At 61.2% G+C, this 21,236-nt stretch carries 24 protein-coding genes and 1 tRNA gene; 15 read left to right on the top strand and 10 right to left on the bottom strand.

The window, feature by feature from the left end:
- Positions 1-34: 34 nt before the first annotated feature.
- Positions 35-1,201, bottom strand: a complete 1,167-nt coding sequence (gene carA / locus ACR0JC_RS04890) for a glutamine-hydrolyzing carbamoyl-phosphate synthase small subunit (protein WP_480763373.1) — start codon at positions 1,199-1,201, stop codon at positions 35-37.
- A 183-nt stretch (positions 1,202-1,384) separates the two neighbouring features.
- Here carA and ACR0JC_RS04885 point away from each other — a divergent pair, with 183 nt between their 5' ends.
- A complete protein-coding gene (locus ACR0JC_RS04885; protein ID WP_170338416.1) occupies positions 1,385-1,870 on the top strand; it encodes a GatB/YqeY domain-containing protein in 486 nt (161 codons plus the stop codon).
- 6 nt (positions 1,871-1,876) lie between these two features.
- On the opposite strand, the gene ACR0JC_RS04880 is transcribed toward ACR0JC_RS04885, so the two are convergent.
- The 3 genes from ACR0JC_RS04880 to ctaD form a co-directional block, all read right to left on the bottom strand.
- Positions 1,877-2,368 carry a DUF2244 domain-containing protein gene (locus ACR0JC_RS04880; RefSeq protein WP_170337938.1) on the bottom strand — a complete coding sequence of 164 codons (492 nt, stop codon included), beginning with the start codon at positions 2,366-2,368 and terminating at the stop codon, positions 1,877-1,879.
- A 43-nt stretch (positions 2,369-2,411) separates the two neighbouring features.
- Positions 2,412-3,011 carry a 2-hydroxychromene-2-carboxylate isomerase gene (locus tag ACR0JC_RS04875; RefSeq protein ID WP_170338418.1) on the bottom strand — a complete coding sequence of 200 codons (600 nt, stop codon included), beginning with the start codon at positions 3,009-3,011 and terminating at the stop codon, positions 2,412-2,414.
- Between the two features lie 155 nt (positions 3,012-3,166).
- A complete protein-coding gene (ctaD, locus tag ACR0JC_RS04870; protein WP_170337942.1) occupies positions 3,167-4,825 on the bottom strand; it encodes a cytochrome c oxidase subunit I in 1,659 nt (552 codons plus the stop codon).
- A 292-nt stretch (positions 4,826-5,117) separates the two neighbouring features.
- Here ctaD and ACR0JC_RS04865 point away from each other — a divergent pair, with 292 nt between their 5' ends.
- Positions 5,118-5,537 (top strand): HIT family protein, encoded by a 420-nt coding sequence (locus tag ACR0JC_RS04865; RefSeq protein WP_170338421.1) that lies wholly within the window; start codon positions 5,118-5,120, stop codon positions 5,535-5,537.
- Here ACR0JC_RS04865 and ACR0JC_RS04860 read toward each other — a convergent pair.
- Positions 5,518-5,964, bottom strand: a complete 447-nt coding sequence (locus tag ACR0JC_RS04860) for a MerR family transcriptional regulator (RefSeq protein WP_170338422.1) — start codon at positions 5,962-5,964, stop codon at positions 5,518-5,520. The two genes, ACR0JC_RS04865 and ACR0JC_RS04860, sit on opposite strands and share 20 nt — an antisense overlap.
- Positions 5,965-6,041: 77 nt before the next feature.
- Between ACR0JC_RS04860 and ACR0JC_RS04855 the strand changes: the two genes are divergently transcribed.
- Positions 6,042-6,995, top strand: coding sequence for a cation diffusion facilitator family transporter (locus tag ACR0JC_RS04855; RefSeq protein WP_170338425.1), 954 nt, complete (start codon positions 6,042-6,044; stop codon positions 6,993-6,995).
- A gap of 314 nt (positions 6,996-7,309) precedes the next feature.
- Here ACR0JC_RS04855 and lipB read toward each other — a convergent pair whose 3' ends face one another.
- Together lipB and ACR0JC_RS04845 are read right to left on the bottom strand one after the other, a co-directional pair.
- The gene (gene lipB / locus ACR0JC_RS04850) at positions 7,310-7,966 is read right to left on the bottom strand and encodes a lipoyl(octanoyl) transferase LipB (protein ID WP_093962478.1); all 657 of its coding nucleotides are present in this window, start codon (positions 7,964-7,966) and stop codon (positions 7,310-7,312) included.
- Positions 7,967-8,005: 39 nt separating this feature from the next.
- Positions 8,006-8,665, bottom strand: coding sequence for a DsbA family oxidoreductase (locus ACR0JC_RS04845; protein ID WP_170340018.1), 660 nt, complete (start codon positions 8,663-8,665; stop codon positions 8,006-8,008).
- A gap of 142 nt (positions 8,666-8,807) precedes the next feature.
- Here ACR0JC_RS04845 and ACR0JC_RS04840 point away from each other — a divergent pair.
- The 10 genes from ACR0JC_RS04840 to ACR0JC_RS04795 all read left to right on the top strand — a co-directional run bounded on the left by ACR0JC_RS04840 (position 8,808) and on the right by ACR0JC_RS04795 (position 17,303).
- Positions 8,808-8,894 (top strand) — tRNA-Leu (locus ACR0JC_RS04840).
- Positions 8,895-9,033: 139 nt separating this feature from the next.
- Positions 9,034-9,879, top strand: coding sequence for an arsenate reductase/protein-tyrosine-phosphatase family protein (locus tag ACR0JC_RS04835; RefSeq protein WP_170338427.1), 846 nt, complete (start codon positions 9,034-9,036; stop codon positions 9,877-9,879).
- A complete protein-coding gene (locus tag ACR0JC_RS04830; RefSeq protein ID WP_170338429.1) occupies positions 9,876-10,874 on the top strand; it encodes an ArsJ-associated glyceraldehyde-3-phosphate dehydrogenase in 999 nt (332 codons plus the stop codon). Before ACR0JC_RS04835 ends, ACR0JC_RS04830 begins: the two co-directional genes overlap by 4 nt.
- Positions 10,871-12,148 (top strand): organoarsenical effux MFS transporter ArsJ, encoded by a 1,278-nt coding sequence (gene arsJ, locus ACR0JC_RS04825; protein ID WP_254430698.1) that lies wholly within the window; start codon positions 10,871-10,873, stop codon positions 12,146-12,148. Before ACR0JC_RS04830 ends, arsJ begins: the two co-directional genes overlap by 4 nt.
- Positions 12,145-13,188 carry an ACR3 family arsenite efflux transporter gene (arsB, locus tag ACR0JC_RS04820; protein ID WP_170338431.1) on the top strand — a complete coding sequence of 348 codons (1,044 nt, stop codon included), beginning with the start codon at positions 12,145-12,147 and terminating at the stop codon, positions 13,186-13,188. Before arsJ ends, arsB begins: the two co-directional genes overlap by 4 nt.
- 108 nt (positions 13,189-13,296) lie before the next feature.
- Entirely contained in the window at positions 13,297-14,334 is a 1,038-nt protein-coding gene (gene dusA, locus ACR0JC_RS04815) for a tRNA dihydrouridine(20/20a) synthase DusA (protein WP_170338434.1), read from the top strand.
- Between the two features lie 33 nt (positions 14,335-14,367).
- Positions 14,368-15,192, top strand: coding sequence for a sulfite exporter TauE/SafE family protein (locus tag ACR0JC_RS04810; RefSeq protein ID WP_170337959.1), 825 nt, complete (start codon positions 14,368-14,370; stop codon positions 15,190-15,192).
- A gap of 59 nt (positions 15,193-15,251) precedes the next feature.
- Positions 15,252-15,971, top strand: coding sequence for a hypothetical protein (locus ACR0JC_RS04805; protein WP_367646500.1), 720 nt, complete (start codon positions 15,252-15,254; stop codon positions 15,969-15,971).
- A 33-nt stretch (positions 15,972-16,004) separates the two neighbouring features.
- On the top strand, positions 16,005-16,733 hold the full coding sequence (locus ACR0JC_RS04800) for a SpoIIAA family protein (RefSeq protein ID WP_480763364.1): 729 nt from the start codon (positions 16,005-16,007) through the stop codon (positions 16,731-16,733).
- A gap of 351 nt (positions 16,734-17,084) precedes the next feature.
- On the top strand, positions 17,085-17,303 hold the full coding sequence (locus tag ACR0JC_RS04795) for a hypothetical protein (protein WP_170338453.1): 219 nt from the start codon (positions 17,085-17,087) through the stop codon (positions 17,301-17,303).
- Positions 17,304-17,306: 3 nt separating this feature from the next.
- Here ACR0JC_RS04795 and ACR0JC_RS04790 read toward each other — a convergent pair whose 3' ends face one another.
- Genes ACR0JC_RS04790 through ccmI form a run of 3 tightly spaced genes read right to left on the bottom strand, consistent with a single transcriptional unit; the run spans position 17,307 to position 19,249 of the window.
- Positions 17,307-17,540, bottom strand: coding sequence for a DUF1289 domain-containing protein (locus ACR0JC_RS04790; protein WP_170337967.1), 234 nt, complete (start codon positions 17,538-17,540; stop codon positions 17,307-17,309).
- A gap of 18 nt (positions 17,541-17,558) precedes the next feature.
- Complete coding sequence (gene ruvX / locus ACR0JC_RS04785; RefSeq protein ID WP_093962467.1) at positions 17,559-18,023, bottom strand: Holliday junction resolvase RuvX; 465 nt, start codon at positions 18,021-18,023, stop codon at positions 17,559-17,561.
- Positions 18,020-19,249: a c-type cytochrome biogenesis protein CcmI gene (gene ccmI / locus ACR0JC_RS04780; protein ID WP_170338463.1), complete on the bottom strand. Its 1,230-nt coding sequence runs from the start codon at positions 19,247-19,249 to the stop codon at positions 18,020-18,022. The genes ruvX and ccmI overlap by 4 nt, the downstream gene beginning before the upstream one ends.
- A gap of 175 nt (positions 19,250-19,424) precedes the next feature.
- Here ccmI and ACR0JC_RS04775 point away from each other — a divergent pair, with 175 nt between their 5' ends.
- Entirely contained in the window at positions 19,425-20,669 is a 1,245-nt protein-coding gene (locus ACR0JC_RS04775) for a sarcosine oxidase subunit beta family protein (protein WP_170338465.1), read from the top strand.
- 214 nt (positions 20,670-20,883) lie between these two features.
- Complete coding sequence (locus ACR0JC_RS04770; RefSeq protein ID WP_170338467.1) at positions 20,884-21,213, top strand: sarcosine oxidase subunit delta; 330 nt, start codon at positions 20,884-20,886, stop codon at positions 21,211-21,213.
- The last annotated feature ends 23 nt before the right edge of the window (positions 21,214-21,236 follow it).

Genomic DNA, 21,236 nt, shown 5'->3' with positions numbered 1-21,236 from the left:
GGTTAACGTTGACGCGGTCCGCAAACCTGCGGGATTAAGCGCGCACTTTTCGGTCTGCCATGGCCGCGGCAAACCGTTCAAACAGGTAAAAGCTGTCTTGCGGGCCGGGCGAGGCTTCGGGGTGATACTGAACCGAATACACCGGGCGATCGGACATGCGGATGCCGCAGTTCGAGCCATCGAACAGCGACCGGTGGGTTTCAACCACCCCGGCAGGCAACGATTGGGCGTCGACCGCAAAGCCATGGTTCATCGAGGTGATCTCGACCTTGCCGGTTTCCAGGTCCTTGACCGGGTGGTTGGCGCCGTGGTGTCCGTGGTTCATCTTGATGGTCTTGCCGCCCAAAGCCAATGCAAGCATCTGGTGACCAAGGCAGATCCCGAAAAGCGGCAGATCCGTGGTTTCAAGTATTTCCTTGATCATCGGCACCGCATAAGTGCCGGTGGCAGCCGGGTCTCCGGGACCGTTGGACAGAAATACGCCATCGGGGTCGTGCGCCAGCACCTCAGCCGCGGTTGCGGTTGCGGGCAGGACCGTCACGTCACAACCGGCCGAGGCCAGGCAACGCAGGATGTTCCGTTTTGCGCCGTAGTCCAGCGCGACGACCTTGTGCAACGGCGCTTCCTGACGCTGGTAGCCGTCCGGCCAGGCCCAGCGCATCTCGTCCCAGCGGTAGCTTTGGGCGCAGGTCACATCCTTGGCCAGATCCATGCCCTCCAGACCGGCGAAACCACGCGCCGCTGCTACCAGGGCTTCGATGTCGAAGTTGCCCTGCGGGTCATGGGCCAGCGCGACATGCGGAGCGCCTTGCTGGCGGATCGCACGGGTCAGCCGGCGGGTATCGACCCCACCGATGGCAATCCGGCCACGGCGTGCCAGCCAGTCGGTCAGCCGCTCGGCCGAGCGCCAGTTCGACGGCTCGGTCGGGTCCCACTTGACCACCATGCCCGCGGCCACCGGATCGGCGGTTTCGTCATCGTCGGGATTTACGCCGACATTGCCGATATGAGGGAAAGTGAAAGTCACGATCTGCCCGGCATAGGACGGGTCGGTCATGATTTCCTGATACCCGGTCATCGCGGTGTTGAAACACAGCTCGGCCTTGGTTTGCCCCGTGGCGCCGAACCCGGTTCCGAAGAAGAGCGTTCCGTCGGCCAGAGCCAGACATGCGGTGGGCTTGGACGTGGCTTGATGGGCCATGGCGCGACTCTCCTATCGGGTAAATCGGCGCATAACTAAGGGGGTTGGTGCCTCGGGTCAACCCTGTTCAAATTTTGGGCTATTGTTGTTTTTCAATGATTTAGCCTTATCTGTCTGCTGTTGTGCCTCGGATTTTGTTTAGATATGTTCGGGGTTCCGTTGCCATGGGGATGGACAGAACAGATGGATATGCGAACTCGGGTGACCACTGCCCTGAAGCAAGCAATGAAGGACAAGGATGCCGAGCGTCTGTCGACGCTGCGGCTGGTCAATGCCGCGATCAAGGATCGGGACATCGCGCTGCGCGCGGCCGGAAACGAAGAGGCCAAGGGCTGCGATGACGCGGATGTTCTTGAGATTCTTGGGAAAATGAGCAAGCAGCGCAAGGAAAGCGCGCGGGCCTATGAGGAAGGCGGTCGTTTGGACCTGGCCGAGCGCGAACTGCGCGAGGTGAAGATCATCGAGGAATTCCTGCCCAAGCAGTTGGATGATGATGAGGTCGCAAAGGCCATCCAGACGGCGATCACCGCGACCGGTGCCGGGTCGATCCGGGACATGGGCAAGGTCATGGGCGAGCTCAAGGCCAACTACACAGGCCAGATGGACTTTGGAAAGGTGGGGCCGCTGGTCAAAGACCACCTGTGCGCCGCGTCGAACGGCGACTGCTGACGCACTTTATTCGGGTGCCGGTTCGCGCAGCCGTTTTACCAGATCATCATACAAGGCAATGCGTTCCTCCTCTGAGAGGAACGCGCCAATCTCGACCACCCGACCTTCACCCGACAGGGTCACATAATTCGGGACGGGTCCGCCGGCCTTGTGCATTTCCGGACGGGCCCAGTATCGATTGCAACTCCATTCCTGCTGGCCGGTCCGGGCGCTGTGATGGATCAGGCGTGCTTGGGTTCCGGTAAGGGTCAGTACCTCAAACACGTTTCGGGACCGATAGTTTGACTGGATCGCAAGCCATAGGCCCGCCACCGTCAACAGAAGGAACGGCAAAAGCCCCCACAGCAGCACCGATCCCAGAACTGCAAGCAGGGGTATTAGTCCAAACAGGAAAACCGATAGCACGACGGCCATCGCGCCGCGCGGTGGCAGGGAATTGTGCGGCCAAAGGCGCAATTCCTGTTCCGAGTTCGAGCTGACGTTCCAATGGTAGGGCATATTGCAAAAATAGCGCCTGCTGATCCGGTGTCGATTGCCAATTTCAAACGACGTGTCCGACCCTTGCCCAGGACAACGCGTCCTCAAGCCGGTCGTCGCCCCAGAACACTTCGCCTCGCGTGACAAAGCTGGGCGCGCCGAATACGCCGAGGCCCACCGCCGTTTCGGTTTCAGTTTTCAACGCGGTTTCGATTTCGGGGCTGCGCGCGCGGGCTAGGACTGGCAACGGGTCCAGCTGGCAGCGGAACAGAGCTTCGGACATGGCGTTTTCACTGCCGGCTTCGATACCGTCCTCAAACCAGATCCTGTAAAGGTTTTGGGTAAAGCTCTTGCCCCATCCTTCCCGGATTCCCTGCAGCGCGACCTGGTTGGCCAATTCGAGGTTCGAAATCGGATAGGGGGCCGGCAGCTTGGCGTGGATATGGTACTTGGCTGCGCGGCGTTCGATGTCGCGCCACATGTACGCCGACTTGACGGGTTTGCCCGCAAACGGAATGTTCTTCTGTTCAGACATGACCGCGCGCACGTCGAAAGGGCGCCAGTTAACCTGCGCCTGATGTTCTGCGCACCAGTCGTCCAGACGCATGATGGTCAGGAAACTGTAAGTGCTGCCGATGGAGTACCAGAAATCAATATCGGGCATGGTGACCTCGGAGATTGGCCGGACATTCGGCGCGCCAAGGATACCCGATTTTCAACGATATTGCGACCGCCCGCGGAATGCGATGGCCGGTAGAGCGCGAACAGAAAAAGAAAAACCCCGCCGTGAAGGCGGGGTTTCCTGTTTTCGGGAAGGGATCAATGCGCGTGGCCCTTGTCCCAGTCTTCCTGCTTGGGCAGCTGCTCGAACGTGTGTTCGGGCGGCGGCGAGGGCAGGGTCCATTCCAGCGTATCCGCGTATTCGTTCCACGGGTTCGGGCGTGTTTCCTTGGCGCCACGGAACAGGGCGTAGAACACGATCCCGAAGAACAGCAGAAACGAAGCGAACGAGACGAACGCACCGATCGAAGACACGAAGTTCCACTGAGCGAAGGCTTCGGGATAGTCGATATACCGGCGCGGCATGCCCTGACGGCCCAGGAAGTGCTGCGGGAAGAAGGTCAGGTTTGCACCGATGAAGAACATCCAGAAGTGCACCTTGCCCCAGAACTCCGAGTACTGCCGGCCCGTCATCTTCGAGAAGTAGAAGTACACGCCTGCAAAGATTGCGAAGACTGCGCCCAGGCTCATCACGTAGTGGAAGTGCGCGACGACATAGTAGGTGTCGTGGTAGGCACGGTCGATACCGGCCTGCGACAGAACCACACCGGTCACACCGCCGACGGTGAACAGGAACAGGAAGCCGAAGGCGAACAGCATCGGCGTCTTGAACTCGATCGAGCCGCCCCACATGGTGGCGATCCACGAGAACACCTTGACCCCCGTCGGAACCGCGATGACCATCGTGGCCAGCATGAAGTAGGCCTGCTGGCGCAGCGACATGCCGACGGTGTACATGTGGTGTGCCCACACGACAAAGCCCAGCGCGCCGATTGCGATGATCGCCCAGACCATCGGCAGATAGCCAAAGATCGGCTTGCGCGAGAAAGTGGCGATCACGTGGCTGATGATGCCGAAGCCTGGCAGGATCACGATGTACACTTCGGGGTGTCCGAAGAACCACAGGATATGCTGGTACAGGATCGGGTCACCGCCACCGGCCGGATCAAAGAAGGTGAAGCCGAAATTGCGGTCCATCAGCAGCATGGTGATCGCGCCCGCCAGAACCGGCAGCGACAGCAGAATCAGCCACGAGGTGACGAAGATCGACCAGCTGAACAGCGGCACCTTGAACAGGGTCATGCCCGGGGCACGCATGTTCAGGAAGGTGGTGATCATGTTGATCGCGCCGAGGATCGAGGAGGCGCCCGATACGTGCACGGCAAAGATCGCCAAGTCCATGGACATGCCGCCTTCGGTCGTCGACAGCGGCGGGTACAGAACCCAGCCCACGCCCGAGCCGGCCTGATCGTTGCCGCCGGGGGCCAGCAGCGACGCGATGCCCAGCGAGGTGCCGGCGACATACAGCCAGAAGGACAGGTTGTTCATCCGCGGGAACGCCATGTCCGGCGCACCGATCTGCAACGGCATGAAATAGTTGCCAAAACCGCCGAACAGGGCGGGAATGACCACAAAGAACATCATCAGGACACCGTGATAGGTGATCATCACGTTCCAAAGGTGTCCGTTGGGCGTGCAGGGGTCGGCCATGAAGCCTTCCAGGCACATGTACTGAACGCCCGGATGCATCAGTTCAAGCCGCATGTAGATGGTCATCGCGACCGAGATGAACCCGGCAAAGGCCGAGAAGATCAGGTAAAGGATCCCGATATCCTTGTGGTTGGTCGACATGAACCACCGGGTAAAGAACCCGCGCTGGTCTTCATGATCGTGACCATGAATGGCTGCGTCTGCCATTTAGGTGCCTCCTGTTGCAAATAGACCGCGCAGCCGGACCTCTCCGGCGCGCGGGATTCCTGCTGGTTTTAGAATGCAAGGGGGCGGCCTTCAATGGCCGAGTTTGATCTGGATCAAGAATAATTGTCGCGGGGCAGGAGGACACCCGCGCGATATCGGCCTTGGATGACCGGTATCTGGGGATGATCGGGCGAATTGCAAGGACAGGGGCTGTCCAAGGGCGGAATCACGCCTTGACCCGCTGCGGGCTTGGCCGCAGAACAGCACGCAGCCCCTTTGTCGGAGACCCACCATGACCGCTTATGATCCCGAAAACATCTTTGCCAAGATCCTGCGGGGCGAGATCCCCTCGACCCGCGTCTACGAGGATGAGGACACGCTGGCTTTCATGGATATCATGCCGCGTGCGGACGGGCACCTTCTGGTGATCCCGAAAACGCCTTGCCGCAACATGCTGGATGCCACACCCGAGCAATTGGCCGCAGTCATGACCACGGTTCAGAAACTGGCGCGTGCGGTCATGCGCGCCTTTGACGCCGAAGGGGTGACCATCCAGCAGTTCAACGAGGCGGCCGGAGGGCAGGAGGTGTTTCACCTGCATTTCCATGTCCTGCCCCGGCACGAGGGCGTCTCTCTGCGCCCGCCCGGAAAGATGGGCGATTTCGACGAGATCGCCAAACACGCCGAGCGCATCAGGGCTGCGCTGGCGTGACGGGTGGAGGCGCCTGATGCGTCCCTGAACAGGCATCGTGATCCCCAAACGCCTGCAAGACTGAGCAGACGTGGTCGTGCTGCCCGTCGCAGGCGGCCGCGATCCGGGCAAGCTCGGTCTCGAGCCGGCGCAGCTTTGCAATCCGATCCTGCAGGTCCGCCAGTTGCCGCTCGGCGATTTCGTGTGCCCGGTTCAGATCGGCGCCTTGGGCGCCTTCCAATGACAGCAGGGCCTCGACATCGGCCAGTGGCAGTCCAAGATCGCGCATGTGTTTGACAAAGTGCAGCCGCTCGAGCGCGGCGCGGTCATAGCGCCTTTGGTTGCCAGCGCTCCGTTCCGGCGGTGGCAGCAGGCCCCTTTCTTCGTAAAACCGGATCGTGGCGACTTTGACGCCTGTGCGCCGTGACAAATCCCCGATCGAGAACATTTTCCGCAATCCCCCTTGAACCTCTAGTCACTAGAGGAATTAGGTATGGACCATGACCCAGACAAGGACACGACATCATGGCGCATGATCATTCCCACGCCGGACACAAACACCACGCCCAAATCGACGCCGATGCCGGAGACGCGCGGGTGGCATGGGCCATCGCGGTCAACATGTTTCTGACGCTGGCACAGGTGGTCGGCGGAATCTTTTCGGGGTCGCTGGCGCTCATCGCTGACGCGCTGCACAATTTTTCCGACGCGATTGCACTGATCATCGCGTTCTTTGCCCGCAAGATCGCGCGACGCCCAGCCGACCCGCGCATGAGCTTCGGATACGGTCGGGCCGAAGTGGTCGCGGCGCTGGTCAACTATACCACACTGATCGTCATCGCCGCGTACCTGATGTACGAAGGGGTTGCCCGGTTCTTTCAGCCCGAGCCGATTGACGGCTGGCTTCTAGTCTGGATAGCCATGCTGGCGTTGGTGGTGGATCTGATCACCGCGCTTTTGACCTATAGCATGGCCAAAACCAGCATGAATATCCGCGCGGCTTTTTTGCACAACGTTGCTGATGCGCTGGGATCGGTTGCAGTGATCGTGGCCGGGGTGGCTGTGATCCTGTTCAACTGGACCTGGGTCGACCCGGCCGTCACCATTCTGATTTCGCTGTACATCCTTTGGCATGTCCAAAGCGAAATCGGAGGAACGATCCGTGTTCTCATGCTTGGCGCGCCGCCCGATCTGGACCCCGAGGAGGTCGCTTCGGCCATTGAGGCAACGGACGGCGTGCGCGAGGTTCACCATGTCCACTTGTGGAGCATGCAGGAAAACCAGCCCGCTCTTACCGCGCATCTGGTGGTCGAAGACTGCGCCTGGTCGCAGGCTGAACAGGTGCGCGGTCTGGTGAAACAGGCAATGCGCGACAGTTTTGGGATCGGCCACCTGACGCTTGAGGTGGAAATGGCCGCTCGGTCCTGCCCAAAGACCATGCGGTTCGGCCATGCCGCGGACCAATCAGGCGAAAACTGAGGCCCCAAAAACGAGAATTGCCGTTCCGATATGGGGTCGGAACGGCAGACTCGTAACCAAACACTTGATCGATTTTCGCGGGCTGGCCGCGATCACCGGTTAACATACCACTCACTCTTGAACGGTATATTCATGATACCTCAAACTGCGGCTGTTGTGTGGAAGGAAGAAGGAGATTCCCTAAATTTTAAGGCAATTCGCGGCAATCTTCGGAAATTTGCGACCATATTGAGAAACAGAGGAACCCTGCATCGAGGATTGTCGTTCCGCAGGGTCAGATTCTGCGATTCGAGACCATGGTCGATGCGAGGGGGTCAGGCCGCCTCGGGGCCGAAAGCCTCAGTAAAGGTTTTGCGCAGAGCCACATCGACATCGGCCATTGTCACCGGCAATCCCAGATCCACCAACGAAGTCACGCCGAACTCCCGGATGCCGCAGGGAACGATGCCCGAAAAATGCTCCAGGTCCGGTTCCACGTTTATCGAGATGCCGTGGAAGCTGATCCATTTCCGCAAGCGGATGCCGATCGCAGCGATCTTGTCCTCGGCCGGTTCGCCACTGACGGTCAGCGGCTTGTCCTTGCGCGGCACCCACACACCGACACGGCCTTCGCGGATTTCTCCGTGGACGTTGAACTCGGCCAGTGCCGAGATCACCCAGGTTTCCAGCTGTTTGACAAAGCGGCGGACATCATGGCCGCGTTTTCCGACATCCAGCATGACATAAACGACCCGCTGGCCGGGTCCGTGATAGGTGTATTCGCCCCCGCGCTTGCTGGCATAGACCGGAAATCGATCCGGGTCGGTCAGATCTTGGGGTTTGGCCGATGTTCCGGCCGTATAAAGCGGCGGATGCTCCAAGAACCAGATGCACTCGTCCGCAGTTCCGGCCGCAATCTCGGCCACCCGCGCCTCCATGAAGGCGACGGCGGTGTCATAGTCTGTCAGTCCGTCGGTGATCTTCCATTCCATGCGCGCCTCATAGCCGTCCTGCAGTCAGAGCGAAAGAGTTTAGGCGGCCTCGGCCAGGCATCGCTGCAGGACCTGAGCGTAAGTCTCGGTGCCCTGCGCACCCGTCAGCAGGTACTTGCCGCCAAAAACCATTGCCGGAACTCCGGTGATGCCTCGGCTGGTCCAGAATTGTTGCTTTTGCCTTACCGGGTCTGCATGCGTGCCCGATTCCAACGCCGCGCGGGCGGCGTCTGGGTCGAGGCCAGCCGTCTGAGCGGCATCCAGCAACACCTCAACTTTCGAAACATCCCGCTGATCTGTGAAATAGGCCTTGAACAAGGCCAGCTTCAGCGGGTGTTGCCTGCCTTGCGTTTCGGCCCAGTCCAGAAGTTGATGCGCAGCAAAGGTGTTCACTATCCGGCTGTCATCATTGAAATTGAACGTGAAGCTCAAATCTGCACCCAGCGCGGTCAAGCGGTCTCGGGCCTGCTGGCTCTGCTCGGCGGTCGAGCTGTACTTCTCCATGATGTGCTCTCGCAGGTTCTGGCCGTCCGGCCCCATAGTGGGGTTCAGTTCGAATGGGTGCCACCGGAGCTGCGCCAGCACGTTCTCCTGCTCCAGCGCCATATCAAGCTGACGAAACCCGACGATGCACCACGGGCATACGACATCGGATACGATGTCGACTTGGATGACGGGGCGAGGATCGGGGGTGGGCATCGTATGCTCCTGCTGCAATGTGGCATCGGGTTTCATGACCCCACAGATATGGTTGCGGGCCGGGAATTCCAATGCGGTTGCTTTTGCCTCTTCACATCCTTTTGCCAAGCGTCTATACGCCGCCTACCAAGTCACAGGCAGTGCGGCCGTGGCGGAATTGGTAGACGCGCAGCGTTGAGGTCGCTGTGGGGTAACACCCGTGGAAGTTCGAGTCTTCTCGGCCGCACCATTTTCTTCCTTGTCAATTCACCCGTCGTTCCGTTTTGGGCGAGGGGCGGCATTGTGGCTAATCGCGAATTCTTGCGAGCGGTTTCAACGCGCCAAAAACGGGCACTTGATTTCGCCGTTAATTCGAATATCCATGAACTATGGAAAGAGTGATTCCCGACCGCCTGTCCACCTTGGGTCATCCGTCTCGGTTGGCCGTTTTTCGGTTGTTGATGCGCCGGTATCCCGATCGCATACCCGCGACCGAGATTGCCATCGCGTTGGACCTCAAGCCGAATACGCTGTCCAACTACGTGAATGCGCTGATGCAGGCGGGACTTGTGACGCAGGAAAGGGTCGGGACGTCCTTACGCTACTCGGTGGATATGGACGCCGTGCGGGAGACGTTCGATTATCTTCTGCTGGATTGCTGCCGTGGGCGCCCGGAACTCTGCGCGCCCAGTCCGCTCAACGGCGTTGACGCGCATGCGGCCAATGCCGCGCGTACCTACAACGTTTTGTTCATATGCACCGGGAATTCCGCGCGCTCGATTTTCGCCGAGGCCCTTTTGAAGCAGCTTGGCGGCGACCGGTTCCACGTGTTTTCCGCCGGTACACGTCCTCAGTCCCAGTTGAACCCAGCGGCGCTTGAGGTGCTGCGGCAGAATGGGCACGACATCTCGGACCTGCGCGCCAAGAATGTAGGCGAGTTCCAGGCCCCGGGCGCGCCGAAATTCGATTTCGTGTTCACCGTATGCAATCAGGCTGCGAACGAAGATTGCCCCGCCTGGCCCGGGCAGCCGATCAGCGCGCATTGGGGTATGCCCGATCCGGTGAAGGCCGAGGGGACAGAGGCCCAAAAAAGCCTTGCCTTCCAGCAGGCCTACGGCGCGTTGCGCAACCGGATCCTGACCTTTTCCTCGCTGCCGTTCGAAACCCTTGACCGCATGTCCCTTCAGAAGGCCGTGGATGACATCGGCCAGATCCATACCGGAGAAATCGCATGACCGTCTATGCTCTCAACGGCCTTGGCCGCATCGGCAAGCTGGCCCTGAAACCCCTGCTTGAGAAAGGCGCGCAGATCGCCTGGATCAACGACGCGGTGGGGGACCCCGCGATGCACGCGCATCTTCTGGAGTTCGACACCGTGCATGGCCGCTGGGACGCCGAGTTTCGCCATGATGAAAGCTCGGTCACCATCGACGGCGTTCGGTTGCCCTTCATCGGAACCCGCAACCTGTCTGATCTGCCGCTTGAAGGCGTCGACGTCGTCATCGACTGCACCGGGGTCTTCAAAACCGAGGCCAAGCTGGCCCCATACTTTGACGCCGGAGTGAAGAAAGTGGTGGTCTCGGCGCCGGTCAAGGATGGTGATGCGGCCAATATCGTCTTCGGCGTGAACGAGGGCACCTATGATCCGGCGCGCCACCGCATCGTGACCGCGGCCAGTTGCACCACGAACTGCCTGGCCCCGGTGGTCAAGGTGATCCACGAGAGCCTGGGCATCCGGCACGGCTCGATCACCACGATTCATGACGTGACCAACACGCAGACGATCGTGGACCGTCCGGCCAAGGACCTGCGCCGTGCGCGCTCGGCGCTGAACTCGCTGATCCCCACGACCACTGGCAGCGCCACGGCGATCACCCTGATCTATCCCGAGCTGACGGGGCGGCTGAACGGGCATGCGGTGCGGGTGCCGCTGCTGAATGCCTCGCTGACCGATTACGTGTTCGAGGTCGAACGCGAAACGACGGCCGAAGAGGTGAACGTCATGTTCAAGGCCGCGGCCGAGGGGCCTCTGGCCGGCATTCTGGGCTATGAGGAGCGTCCTCTGGTCTCGACCGACTATACCAATGACACCCGGTCCAGCATCGTGGATGCACCGTCGACCATGGTGGTGAACGGAACGCAGGTAAAGGTCTATGCTTGGTACGACAACGAGATGGGCTACGCGCACCGTCTGGTGGATGTCGCGATGATGGTCGGGGCATCGCTTTGACAAGCGCTTCCCAGCGTCCGGACGGGTTGTCGGCCTATATGGCCGTCACGGCTGCCTATTGGGCCTTCATGCTGACCGACGGCGCCCTGCGGATGCTGGTGCTGCTGCATTTTCACACGCTGGGCTTTTCACCGGTTCAGCTGGCCTATCTGTTCGTGCTGTACGAGATCGCCGGGATGGTCACCAATCTGGCCGCCGGGTGGATCGCCGCGCGGTTCGGGCTGACCGCGACCCTGTATGCGGGGCTGACGATACAGGTGCTGGCATTGCTGGCGTTGGCGCAGTTGGATCCGGGCTGGACCATCGGTGTGTCTGTCGCCTTCGTGATGGTCGTGCAGGGCGCCAGCGGGGTGGCCAAGGACCTGACCAAGATGTCGTCGAAATCGGCGGTCAAGCTGTTGGCCCCCGCCGAAGACGGAGGGCTGTTCCGCTGGGTCGCGGTGCTGACCGGGTCGAAGAATGCGGTGAAGGGGCTGGGGTTTCTGCTGGGGGCGGCCTTGTTGGCCGGGTTCGGCTTTACCGGCGCCGTGCTGGGCATGGCGGGGGTCTTGTTCCTGATCCTGGTGGCGGTGCTGCTGGCGATGCCGCCGGGGCTGCCCAAAGGCCGCAAAGGTGCGAAATTTTCCGAGGTCTTCTCAAAATCGGCCAATGTGAACTGGCTGTCCGCGGCGCGGGTCTTCCTGTTCGGTGCGCGCGACGTCTGGTTTGTTGTCGGCATCCCGATCTATTTCTACGCCGTGCTGTCGGATGGCAGCGAAGCGGGCAACCGCTCGGCCTTTTTTCTGATCGGCGGGTTCATGGCCTTGTGGATCATTCTGTACGGCATTGTTCAGGCCGCCGCCCCGCGTCTGCTGCGGGCAGGGGCGCGGGATGAGGCCGATCTGGTCGCAGCGGCGCGCAGCTGGGCCTGGGGGCTGGCCTGCGTGCCGGCCGTCCTGACGGTGGCCGCGCTGATGTCCACTGGACCCGCGCCGTGGCTGACGCTGACGCTGGTGGGTGGCCTGCTGGCCTTTGGCGCGGTCTTTGCGGTGAATTCCTCGCTGCATTCCTATCTGATCCTGGCCTTCACCCAGGCCGAGCGTGTGACGATGGATGTGGGCTTCTACTACATGGCCAATGCGGGCGGGCGGCTGTTGGGTACGCTGCTGTCTGGCCTGACCTATCAACGGGGCGGGTTGCCCTTGCTGCTGGGGACGGCGGCCGCCATGGTCGCGCTGTCCGCCCTGGCGGCGGGGCGCTTGCAGCCCCAGACAACTTCGGAGATCTCTGCATGAGCGTATTTGAACGGTATCTGTCCCTGTGGATCGCGCTGGCCATGGCCGCCGGGATCGCCATTGGCTCATTCGCGCCGGGTTTGGTCCAGGCCATCGCGGCGGCCGAGGTGGCCAGTGTCAACCTTGTGGTGGCGGTACTGATCTGGGCCATGGTCTATCCGATGATGGTGGGGGTGGACCCAAGCAGCCTGCGCGACGTGGTAAAACAACCCAAGGGGCTGGCGATCACCCTGGTGGTCAACTGGCTGATCAAGCCCTTCACCATGGCCGCGCTGGGCGTGCTGTTCTTCGAATACGTCTTCGCCGACCTGATCGCGCCCGCCGATGCCCAGCAATACATCGCGGGGCTGATCCTGCTGGGTGCCGCGCCCTGTACGGCAATGGTGTTCGTCTGGTCGCATCTGACCAAGGGGGACGAGAACTATACCCTGCTGCAGGTGTCGGTGAATGACATCGTCATGGTCTTCGCCTTCGCTCCGATCGTGGCTTTCCTGCTGGGCGTGACCGACATTTCGGTTCCGTGGCAGACGCTGGTCCTGTCGGTTGTCCTGTTCGTGGCGCTGCCCTTGGCGGCGGGTGTCTGGACGCGCAACCGGCTGGGCTCGGCCGAGCGGATCGAGGCGTTCCGCGACCGGGTCAAGCCTTGGGGCGTTGTCGGACTGATCACGACCGTCGTCATCCTGTTCGGCCTGCAGGGGCAGGTGATACTGGACCGGCCCGCGGTCATCGCGCTGATCGCCGTACCGATCCTGATCCAGTCTTACGGGATCTTTGCGGTGGCTTATGCGGCGGCCTTTGCCCTGCGCGTGCCGCACCGGATTGCGGCGCCCTGCGCACTGATCGGCACGTCGAACTTTTTTGAACTGGCGGTGGCCGTCGCCATCAGCCTGTTCGGCCTGAATTCGGGGGCGGCTCTGGCCACGGTGGTGGGTGTTCTGGTCGAGGTGCCGGTGATGCTGTCGCTGGTGGCTTTCGCCAACCGGACGCGCGGCAGTTTTGCCCAGCGTTCGGAACAATCTCCAACGGACGTCCGGGCCTAGCAATCCGACAGTGGAAATCTGGCGTCAAACAGTGGTAGACGCCTAGCGCGGACCCAGCTTGGCCGGTCGCCGCACTTTTGTCTGGGCCACAAAAAGGAACGTGCACTGATGGCTGGGTCTCAATCTCGGGCACTTGCTGATCGCAGCGAAGTCACTCGCGCTGCGCGCTTGTCGGTTGCGCCGATGATGGATTGGACCGATCGGCACTGTCGGTATCTGCACCGTTTGCTCAGTGCTGAAACGCTTTTGTACACGGAAATGGTGACGGCCCCTGCTCTGGTACGGGGTGGAGCGCTGCATCTTCTGGACCATAGCCCCGAGGAACATCCCGTCGCTTTGCAATTGGGTGGATCTGACCCGCAGGAGCTGGCTCAGGCGGCCGCATTGGGGGCTGAGGCCGGATATGACGAGATCAACCTGAACTGCGGCTGCCCGTCGGATCGGGTTCAATCAGGAACGTTTGGGGCCGTCTTGATGAAAGAGGCGGGTCGGGTCGCCGATTGCTTGGCCGCCATGCGGGATGCTGTTGACGTCGATGTCACGGTCAAGTGTCGGATCGGCGTGGATGACCAAAACCCCGAGGACATATTGCCTAACTTTCTGGATCGGATTCGCGCCGCCGGCTGTCGGCGCGTGACGATCCACGCCCGCAAGGCTTGGCTTCAGGGGCTTAGCCCCAAAGAAAACAGGGAAATACCGCCGCTGGACTACGATCTGGTTCACCGGATGAAAGCCGATTTTCCGGATCTCCACATCTCGATCAACGGAGGCATCACGACACTGGCCGAAGCCCAAGTGCATCTGGACGCCGGACTGGACGGGGTGATGATCGGCCGGGCTGCTTATCATCAGCCAACCGATATTCTGGCCGATGCCGACCCGCTGATCTACGGGTCGGGGCAAAAGGCGGATCCGGTTGAAGTCGTGATGAAAATGCTGCCCTATATCGATCGGCATCTTGCCGGCGGGGGGCGGTTGCACCAGATCACCCGACATATGCTGGGATTGTTCGCAGGACGCCCGGGTGCTCGTGGTTGGAGGCGCGCTTTGTCCGAAGGCGCGGTCAAAGACCATGCCGGACCCGAGGTGGTTCTGGGCGCGCTGTCCCGCGTGACACCGGATGCCGAGGCGGCGCAGGTAGTTTAAGACGGCCCAAGGGCCGGGGACCAAGGGGGACGGATGCCCGATACGATGTTGCTGGCCCAGATGCTGGGCCTTTTGCTTGTGATCGGCGCGCTGGCCGGTGTTTTGGCTGGCCTTTTGGGAGTCGGTGGCGGGATCGTTCTGGTGCCGGCCTTCTTCTACGCTTTTCAAACGCTGGGATATGGTGGCCCGCAGCTGATGCAGCTGTGTCTTGCGACGTCACTTGCCACGATCATCGTGACTTCGGTTCGTTCGGTGCTGAGTCACAACAAGAAAGGCGCCGTCGATTGGGATATTCTACGCGGTTGGGGTCCGGGTATCGCAGTCGGTGCGATTGTTGGCGTACTGGTCGCCTCGGCCCTGCGCACGGAAGCGTTGCAGGCGCTGTTCGGTATCCTTGGAATGGTGATTGGCGCTTATCTGGGACTTGGCAAGTCCGAATGGCGATTGGGTGATGCCATGCCCGGCGGGCTGAAGCGGTTGGTGATTTCGCCGTTGGTCGGGTTTCTGTCGGTGCTGATGGGAATTGGCGGCGGCAGCTTTGGGGTGCCTCTGATGAGCCTCTACAACACACCGATCCATCGGGCCGTTGCGACGGCCGCGGGGTTTGGCGTGATCATCGCCGTACCCTCGGTACTGGGCTTTCTGTTTCTGCCGATCGCAGCTGAACACCGTCCGCCGCTGACAATCGGCGCCGTCAATCTTGTGGCCTTTGGTGTGGTTGTTGCGATGACGATGATCACCGCGCCCTGGGGGGTGAAACTGGCCCATGCGATGGACCCCAAGCCGCTCAAACGGGTGTTTGCCGTGTTCCTCACGCTGGTGGCCCTGAATATGCTGCGCAAGGCAGTAGGGTGGTAAGGCATTTCTGGTCGCGGGGTTGGGAAGTATTCCCCTACGACCAGCCCATAGCAGACTGGGTGGCCCACGCCCTACCACTGGCGCAGCAGGCCGCCAGTGACCCAGCCCACCGGCAGTGGTTGGATTGCGAAGGCACCTGGTTCATCGGCGTCGATGCTCTGCCCAATGACGGGGCAGGGCGTGTCGTCGCCTCAGCTCCGTTGAGCGGGCAGGCTGTCGCGTTTCTGGTTGAACACTATGGTTCGATCGAATTGCACAAGGGGCAGGTCTCGGTCGTCTATCCCGGCTATCCGCGCCCGCGCAGGGGCGAGAACGAGGCGGCGGCCCGATACCGGGCCAAGCGCGACGCGGCGCATGTGGATGGCCTGAAACCCGGCGGCCCGGACCGTCGGCGCAAGATCGACGAACCTCACGCATGGGTCCTGGGTATCCCACTGACACAGGCGAGCGCAGATGCTGCGCCTCTGGTTGTTTGGGATGGCAGCCACAGGATCATGGGCGCGGCATTCCGGGCTGCGTTGGCCGGTGTTCCTCGCGCTCAGTGGGCGCAGACCGATATCACCGAGGCCTATCAGGCTGCTCGTCGCGAAGTGTTCGAAACCTGCCCGCGTATCGAAGTGTCGGCTTCGCCCGGCGAAACCTACGTGTTGCATCGCCATTGCCTGCATGGGGTCGCGCCTTGGGGGGCAGGGGCAACGGCGGGGCCGGACGGACGGATGATTGCCTATTTCCGGCCCGAGCTGCCGGGCGGTGTGGCCGAATGGATCGAATCCCCGTAACCTTCTGCCATTCTTTGGCTTTGGAGGCTCAAAATGATTACGGTCCACAAGAATTCCGACGGTGCATTGATCGAAATCGAATTGTCGGGCGAAGTAACAAGCGCCGATTACACAAGCACTCTGGTTCCCGCAATCGAGGCTGCGCTGGCGGAACATGACGCCGTCCGCCTCCTGGTAATCGTCGGCCCCGAGTTCAAAGGCTATGATCTGGGCGCTGCTTGGGAAGATACCAAGCTGGGCCTAAGCCATTGGCGCGGCTTCGATCGCGCCGCGGTCGTCGCAGACAAGGGCTGGGTCCAGACCAGCGTGCGTCTGGCTGCGCCGCTTATGCCCTGTCCGGTACAGGTATTCGAGCTGGCCGAGCTGGAAGAAGCGCGCCGCTGGATCCGTGAATCCCTGGGCGTGATCCACATTGTGGATTTGGGCGGGCCATGCGTGCAGGTCAGCCTGATGGGTAAGCTGGATCCCGAGGAATACGAAAAGGCCGAAGCCGATCTGGATGCCATCCTGGGCGACCGGGATGCGCTCCGGTTGCTGATCGATCTGAGGGAGTTTGATGGCTGGCAAGGGCTGACCGCTCTGGCCGCGCATTTCCGTCTGGCCCGCGGTCACGTTGGAATGCTGGATCGGGCAGCCATCGTCGGCGACAAGGCATGGCAGAACATCGCGCAGCGCGTGGGTGGCCACATTCTGGGTACACGTACCCAGTTTTTCCCGTCCGAAGAGATTGAAAACGCCAAAGCGTGGCTGGCTGCCGGATGACGATGGCGCGCTGCCCGAATGATTGGGCCGCGCTGCGCGTCCGGGGCAAATCCTGGATTGACACCTGACGCTGTCGCGGGCCGGTCCAACTTGTTACGTTACGTCCTTTTCGCCCAGCCGCGGGGCGCGAAGGCATTGTAACTGTTGAGTCTCTCCGGCTAATTTGTCTAATTGGTAAAAAAATTGAAGCGCGACGGCAGGTTTTCCCCCTTTCTCAAAAGCCTGACTCCGGTATGCGCAAATCGTCGCTGCGGGCCGCCACTCACTCACGCATAGTCATACGGCTCGACCCCCCTTTTCCCGAGCTTTCGACCGGCCCGCAGCGACGCAGATTTATTCGGGAAGGCTCGTATGCGGCTGATCAAGTTTTTGAAAAGAAAATCCATGACCAGCGCGGCTGTCGAAGTTGATTTTCAGGAATCCAGTCTTCGGCGGTCGCAGACCAGCAAGTCGGAAATCACCCGTTTGTTCCGCAGTGAATTGAAGGCCGGGCAACGGTCCGGTGTAAAGACATGCGCAGACTCTGCGAAAGATGAAGAAGACGGTCGGAAGACCGACAAAGCCCTTTGATTGTCAGGATTTGTCCAGACGGGCCGCGCGACCACCCCGTCTCTTGGCCAAGCGAGGCTTGCGGGCAGGCAGGTCATTCATGATTTCGGCGCGTTCCGAACTGTCCATTTTCGACCAGCGCGTGATTTCGTCAATGGTGCGATAGCAGCCGGTGCAGATCCGCTCGGTCGGATGCACGACGCAGATCTGGACACAGGGGCTTTCGACCTCGTTCCTTTTCCAAATCATGTTCGTCATCGCCGGTCTCCGGGCTCGTTAAAGAAAGCGCAGCCTGTCCAGCGCTCCTTGCAGGATATAACCCGCCGCGACGTGGTCGATAACCTGTCCGCGACGTTTTCGTGTCGTATCCGCCTCCAAAAGTGCCTTTTCTGCCGCAACTGTGCTCAGACGCTCGTCCCAGAACCCGATCGGGATGTCGGTCAGTTGGGACAGGTTGCGGGCAAACGCGCGGGTTGATTGGCACCTTGGACCCTCGGATCCGTCCATATTCATGGGCAGGCCAAGAACGATCCCTCCGATCTCGCGGTCGGCAGCGATTTCCAGAAGGCGGGCAGAGTCCAGCTTGAATTTCTTGCGGCGCACGGTCTCAAGTGGGCTGGCCACACCGCGCATGCGGTCGGAAACAGCCACGCCGATCGTCTTTTCGCCCAGATCCAGTCCCATCAACGCCTGCATCGGGGGCAGTGCGGCTGCGAAATCCTCGAACACGTCCTGGATCATTGCGACAGGCCAGCCTGCTGCGCGGCCGAGTTGATCAGTTCAAGCGCGGCAGGGTCTTCGGCAAACTTGGTCGCGGCTTCATCGCGGATCGCGGCGGCCTGCTCGGTTTCTCCCAGCACCCCCAACGCCGAGATCAATCGGGCCCATTCCTGCGGAGAACCACCTTCGGTCGCCAGCCTGTCCGACAATCCGTCAACCATGCCGCGGATCATCTCCTGACGCTCCTCGGGCGTCAATTCCGCCGCAGCTTCCATATCCGACTGGCTGGGGCCGGCACCTGCCGGAGCAGCTGCCATTTCGGGCGCGTTGAAGACGCCGGCGCGCCAGGCAAGTTCGTCGATCTGGGCGCGAATGGCGTTGGCCCAAGGCGCGCCCGGCGGCGACGTGCGCAGCGTGTCCATCCAGACGCGATAGGCCTGGTCCGGCCGTCCGATCTGAAGCAGCATCTGTCCCCAGTAATAGCGCGCCGGTCCCGATTGTGGGTCGCGTTCCAGTGCCTGTCGCAAGGCCGCTTCGGCTTCGGGAGAGACATAGCCCCCTGCCGCCAGGATCAGCATTTCTGCCAGGTTCGAATAGGCGTCCGCCGGAGCCTCATCCCCCATCAACTCGATTGCACGGCGTTGGGCTGCATAACCGGCCTGAAAATTGCCCGCGTTGGTTTCGTGCTGCGCCAATAGAATGTGACCCTGAAGATCGTCCGGTCGGTCGGCCACGGTCGTGCGCAGCTGGTTCAGAAGGTTGGCATAGCTGTCTTCAAGCTGAGGCGCTTCGACGGGTGGGGCCATCTGCTCGGCCTCTTCCTGGCCGGGTCTGTTCTCACGCAGTTCGGCGGCCATTTCCATGCGCGCTGAAAGCGGCTGATCAGGGTATCCGGCAGCACCCAGTTGGCGGTACAAAGCAAACGCTCCGCCGATCAGAACCAGGGCAACGAACCCGATGGCGGCCAACCGAACAGTGGTCGACGGCCCGGTCGTCGCGTCACCGGTACGGATTTGCGCGTCGGCGGCCAGGATACGGCGCGAAATCTCGGTCCGAACCCGCTCGGCGTCGGCTTTGGCGATCACTCCGCGGGCCAGATCGCGGTCAACGCTGGCCAGCTGCTCCTTGTAGACCCGCAAATCGTAAGTCGCCGGATGTTCCTGTCGCCGGCGGGTTCGGGTCAGGCCAAAGGCCAGGAATGCGGTGATCGACAGCGCAAAGAGCAGAAGCAGAACCCAGAATGTCATGATCTCTCCGGAATTGTTGCCCTCACTTAGACCTGCGCGCGCCCGGAAAAAAGGGACAAATGGCCGCGAATGGCCTACATGTCGCAATAGTGCGATATTGCGGCGCTGTACGGCAGGGGTAATCTGTCGCCGCACGGCATATCTTCGGCCAATCACGAACCGGACGGATTCGCTCATGAAACACTATTCAGCCTTTGCCGTAGCGCGAGAGTCGCTGCGCTATCACACCGGATGGGAGCGCGCCTGGCGTTCGCCAGAACCCAAGAAACGGTATGACGTGATCATCGTCGGTGCCGGCGGGCACGGTTTGGCGACGGCGTATTATCTGGGCAAGAACTACGGTATCCAGAACGTCGCAGTGATCGAAAAGGGCTGGCTGGGCGGCGGCAATACCGGGCGGAACACGACCATCATCCGCTCGAACTATCTGCAGGACCCGTCGGCGGCGATCTACGAAAAATCGCGCAGCTTGTACGAGGATCTGAGCCAGGATCTGAACTACAACGTGATGTTCAGCCCGCGCGGCGTGATGATGCTGGCGCAAACCCAGCACGAGGTGCGCGGCTATCAGCGTACGGCGCATGCCAACGCGCTGCAGGGGGTCAAGACCGAATGGATCGAGCCCGAGCGCGTAAAGCAGCTGGTCCCGATCATCAACATCGACGGCCCGCGCTATCCGGTCCTTGGTGCGCTGTGGCAAGAGCGCGGAGGCACCGCACGCCACGATGCGGTGGCCTGGGGCTATGCGCGTGCCTGTTCGAATATGGGCATGGACATCATCCAGCAGTGTGAGGTCACGGGCGTCCGGTCTGAAAACGGTCGCGTCACAGGGGTCGAGACGACCAAGGGCGCCATCGAATGTGACAAGTTGGGCATCGTGGTCGCGGGTCACTCGGGCCAACTGGCCGAGATGGCGGGCTTCCGCCTGCCGGTCGAGGCGCTGGCCCTACAGGCGCTGGTGTCCGAGCCGATCAAGCCCTGCATGGACGTGGTGGTGATGGCCAACACAGTGCACGGCTACATGTCGCAATCCGACAAGGGCGAGATGGTGATCGGCGGTGGCACCGACGGGTTCAACAACTACACCCAGCGCGGTTCGTTCCACCATATCGAGGAAACCGTCCGCGCGCTGGTCGAAACCTTCCCGATGATCTCGCGGCTAAAGATGCTGCGGCAATGGGGCGGGATCGTCGACATGACCGGCGACCGTTCCCCCATCCTGTCCAAGACGCCCCTGGGCGGTTGTTTCATTAACTGCGGTTGGGGGACCGGCGGGTTCAAGGCCATCCCGGGCTCGGGCTGGGGCATGGCGCAGCTGATGGCCACCGGGCATTCCCCGTTGACCGAGGCGTTCTCGCTGGACCGGTTCAAAGAGGGCCGCTTCATCGACGAAAGCGTTGCCGCCGGGGTCGCGCACTGATGTCAGTCGCCCCAATGTGCCCCGTGAATGGTCTCAGAACTTTTCGGGCTGTCGGATTTTGGCTTGATGGCCTTCTTTTCCTCAGACCGGAAAATGAAAAACGCGATCAGCCCAAAGACGGCAAGCGTGCCTGCAACGGTCAGAATTATGGTCAAAACATCCATACCCTCGACTTGGGCGTGTGGTCGAAAGAATTCAAGCAAGGAGTAGCCACATGCTGATCCTGAAATGCCCTTATTGCGGCGTCGACGCCGAAGAGACCGAACTGACCGCCGGAGGCGAAGCGCATCTGAAACGCTTCGGTCCCGGGTCTTCTGACGACGATTTCCATGACTATCTGTTCATGCGCGAAAACCCCAAGGGCGTGCATTTTGAACGCTGGCGCCACAGCAACGGCTGTGGCAAGTGGTTCCATGCCGCGCGCTGCACCGCGACGCTCGAGGTGTTCGGCACCTATTCGGCCCAGGTCACCGAGCCGCCGCAGGAGATCCGCGATGCGATTTCGGCCAAACGGCCGGGTTGGACGTGGAGAGAGTTCTCCTGATGCTTCGTCTTTTCAAGAACACA

The sequence above is a fragment of the Ruegeria sp. CH5 genome (assembly GCF_056537025.1).
The sequence above is the reverse complement of the archived record's forward strand: the minus strand, read 5'-3'. Positions and strand labels throughout refer to the sequence as shown.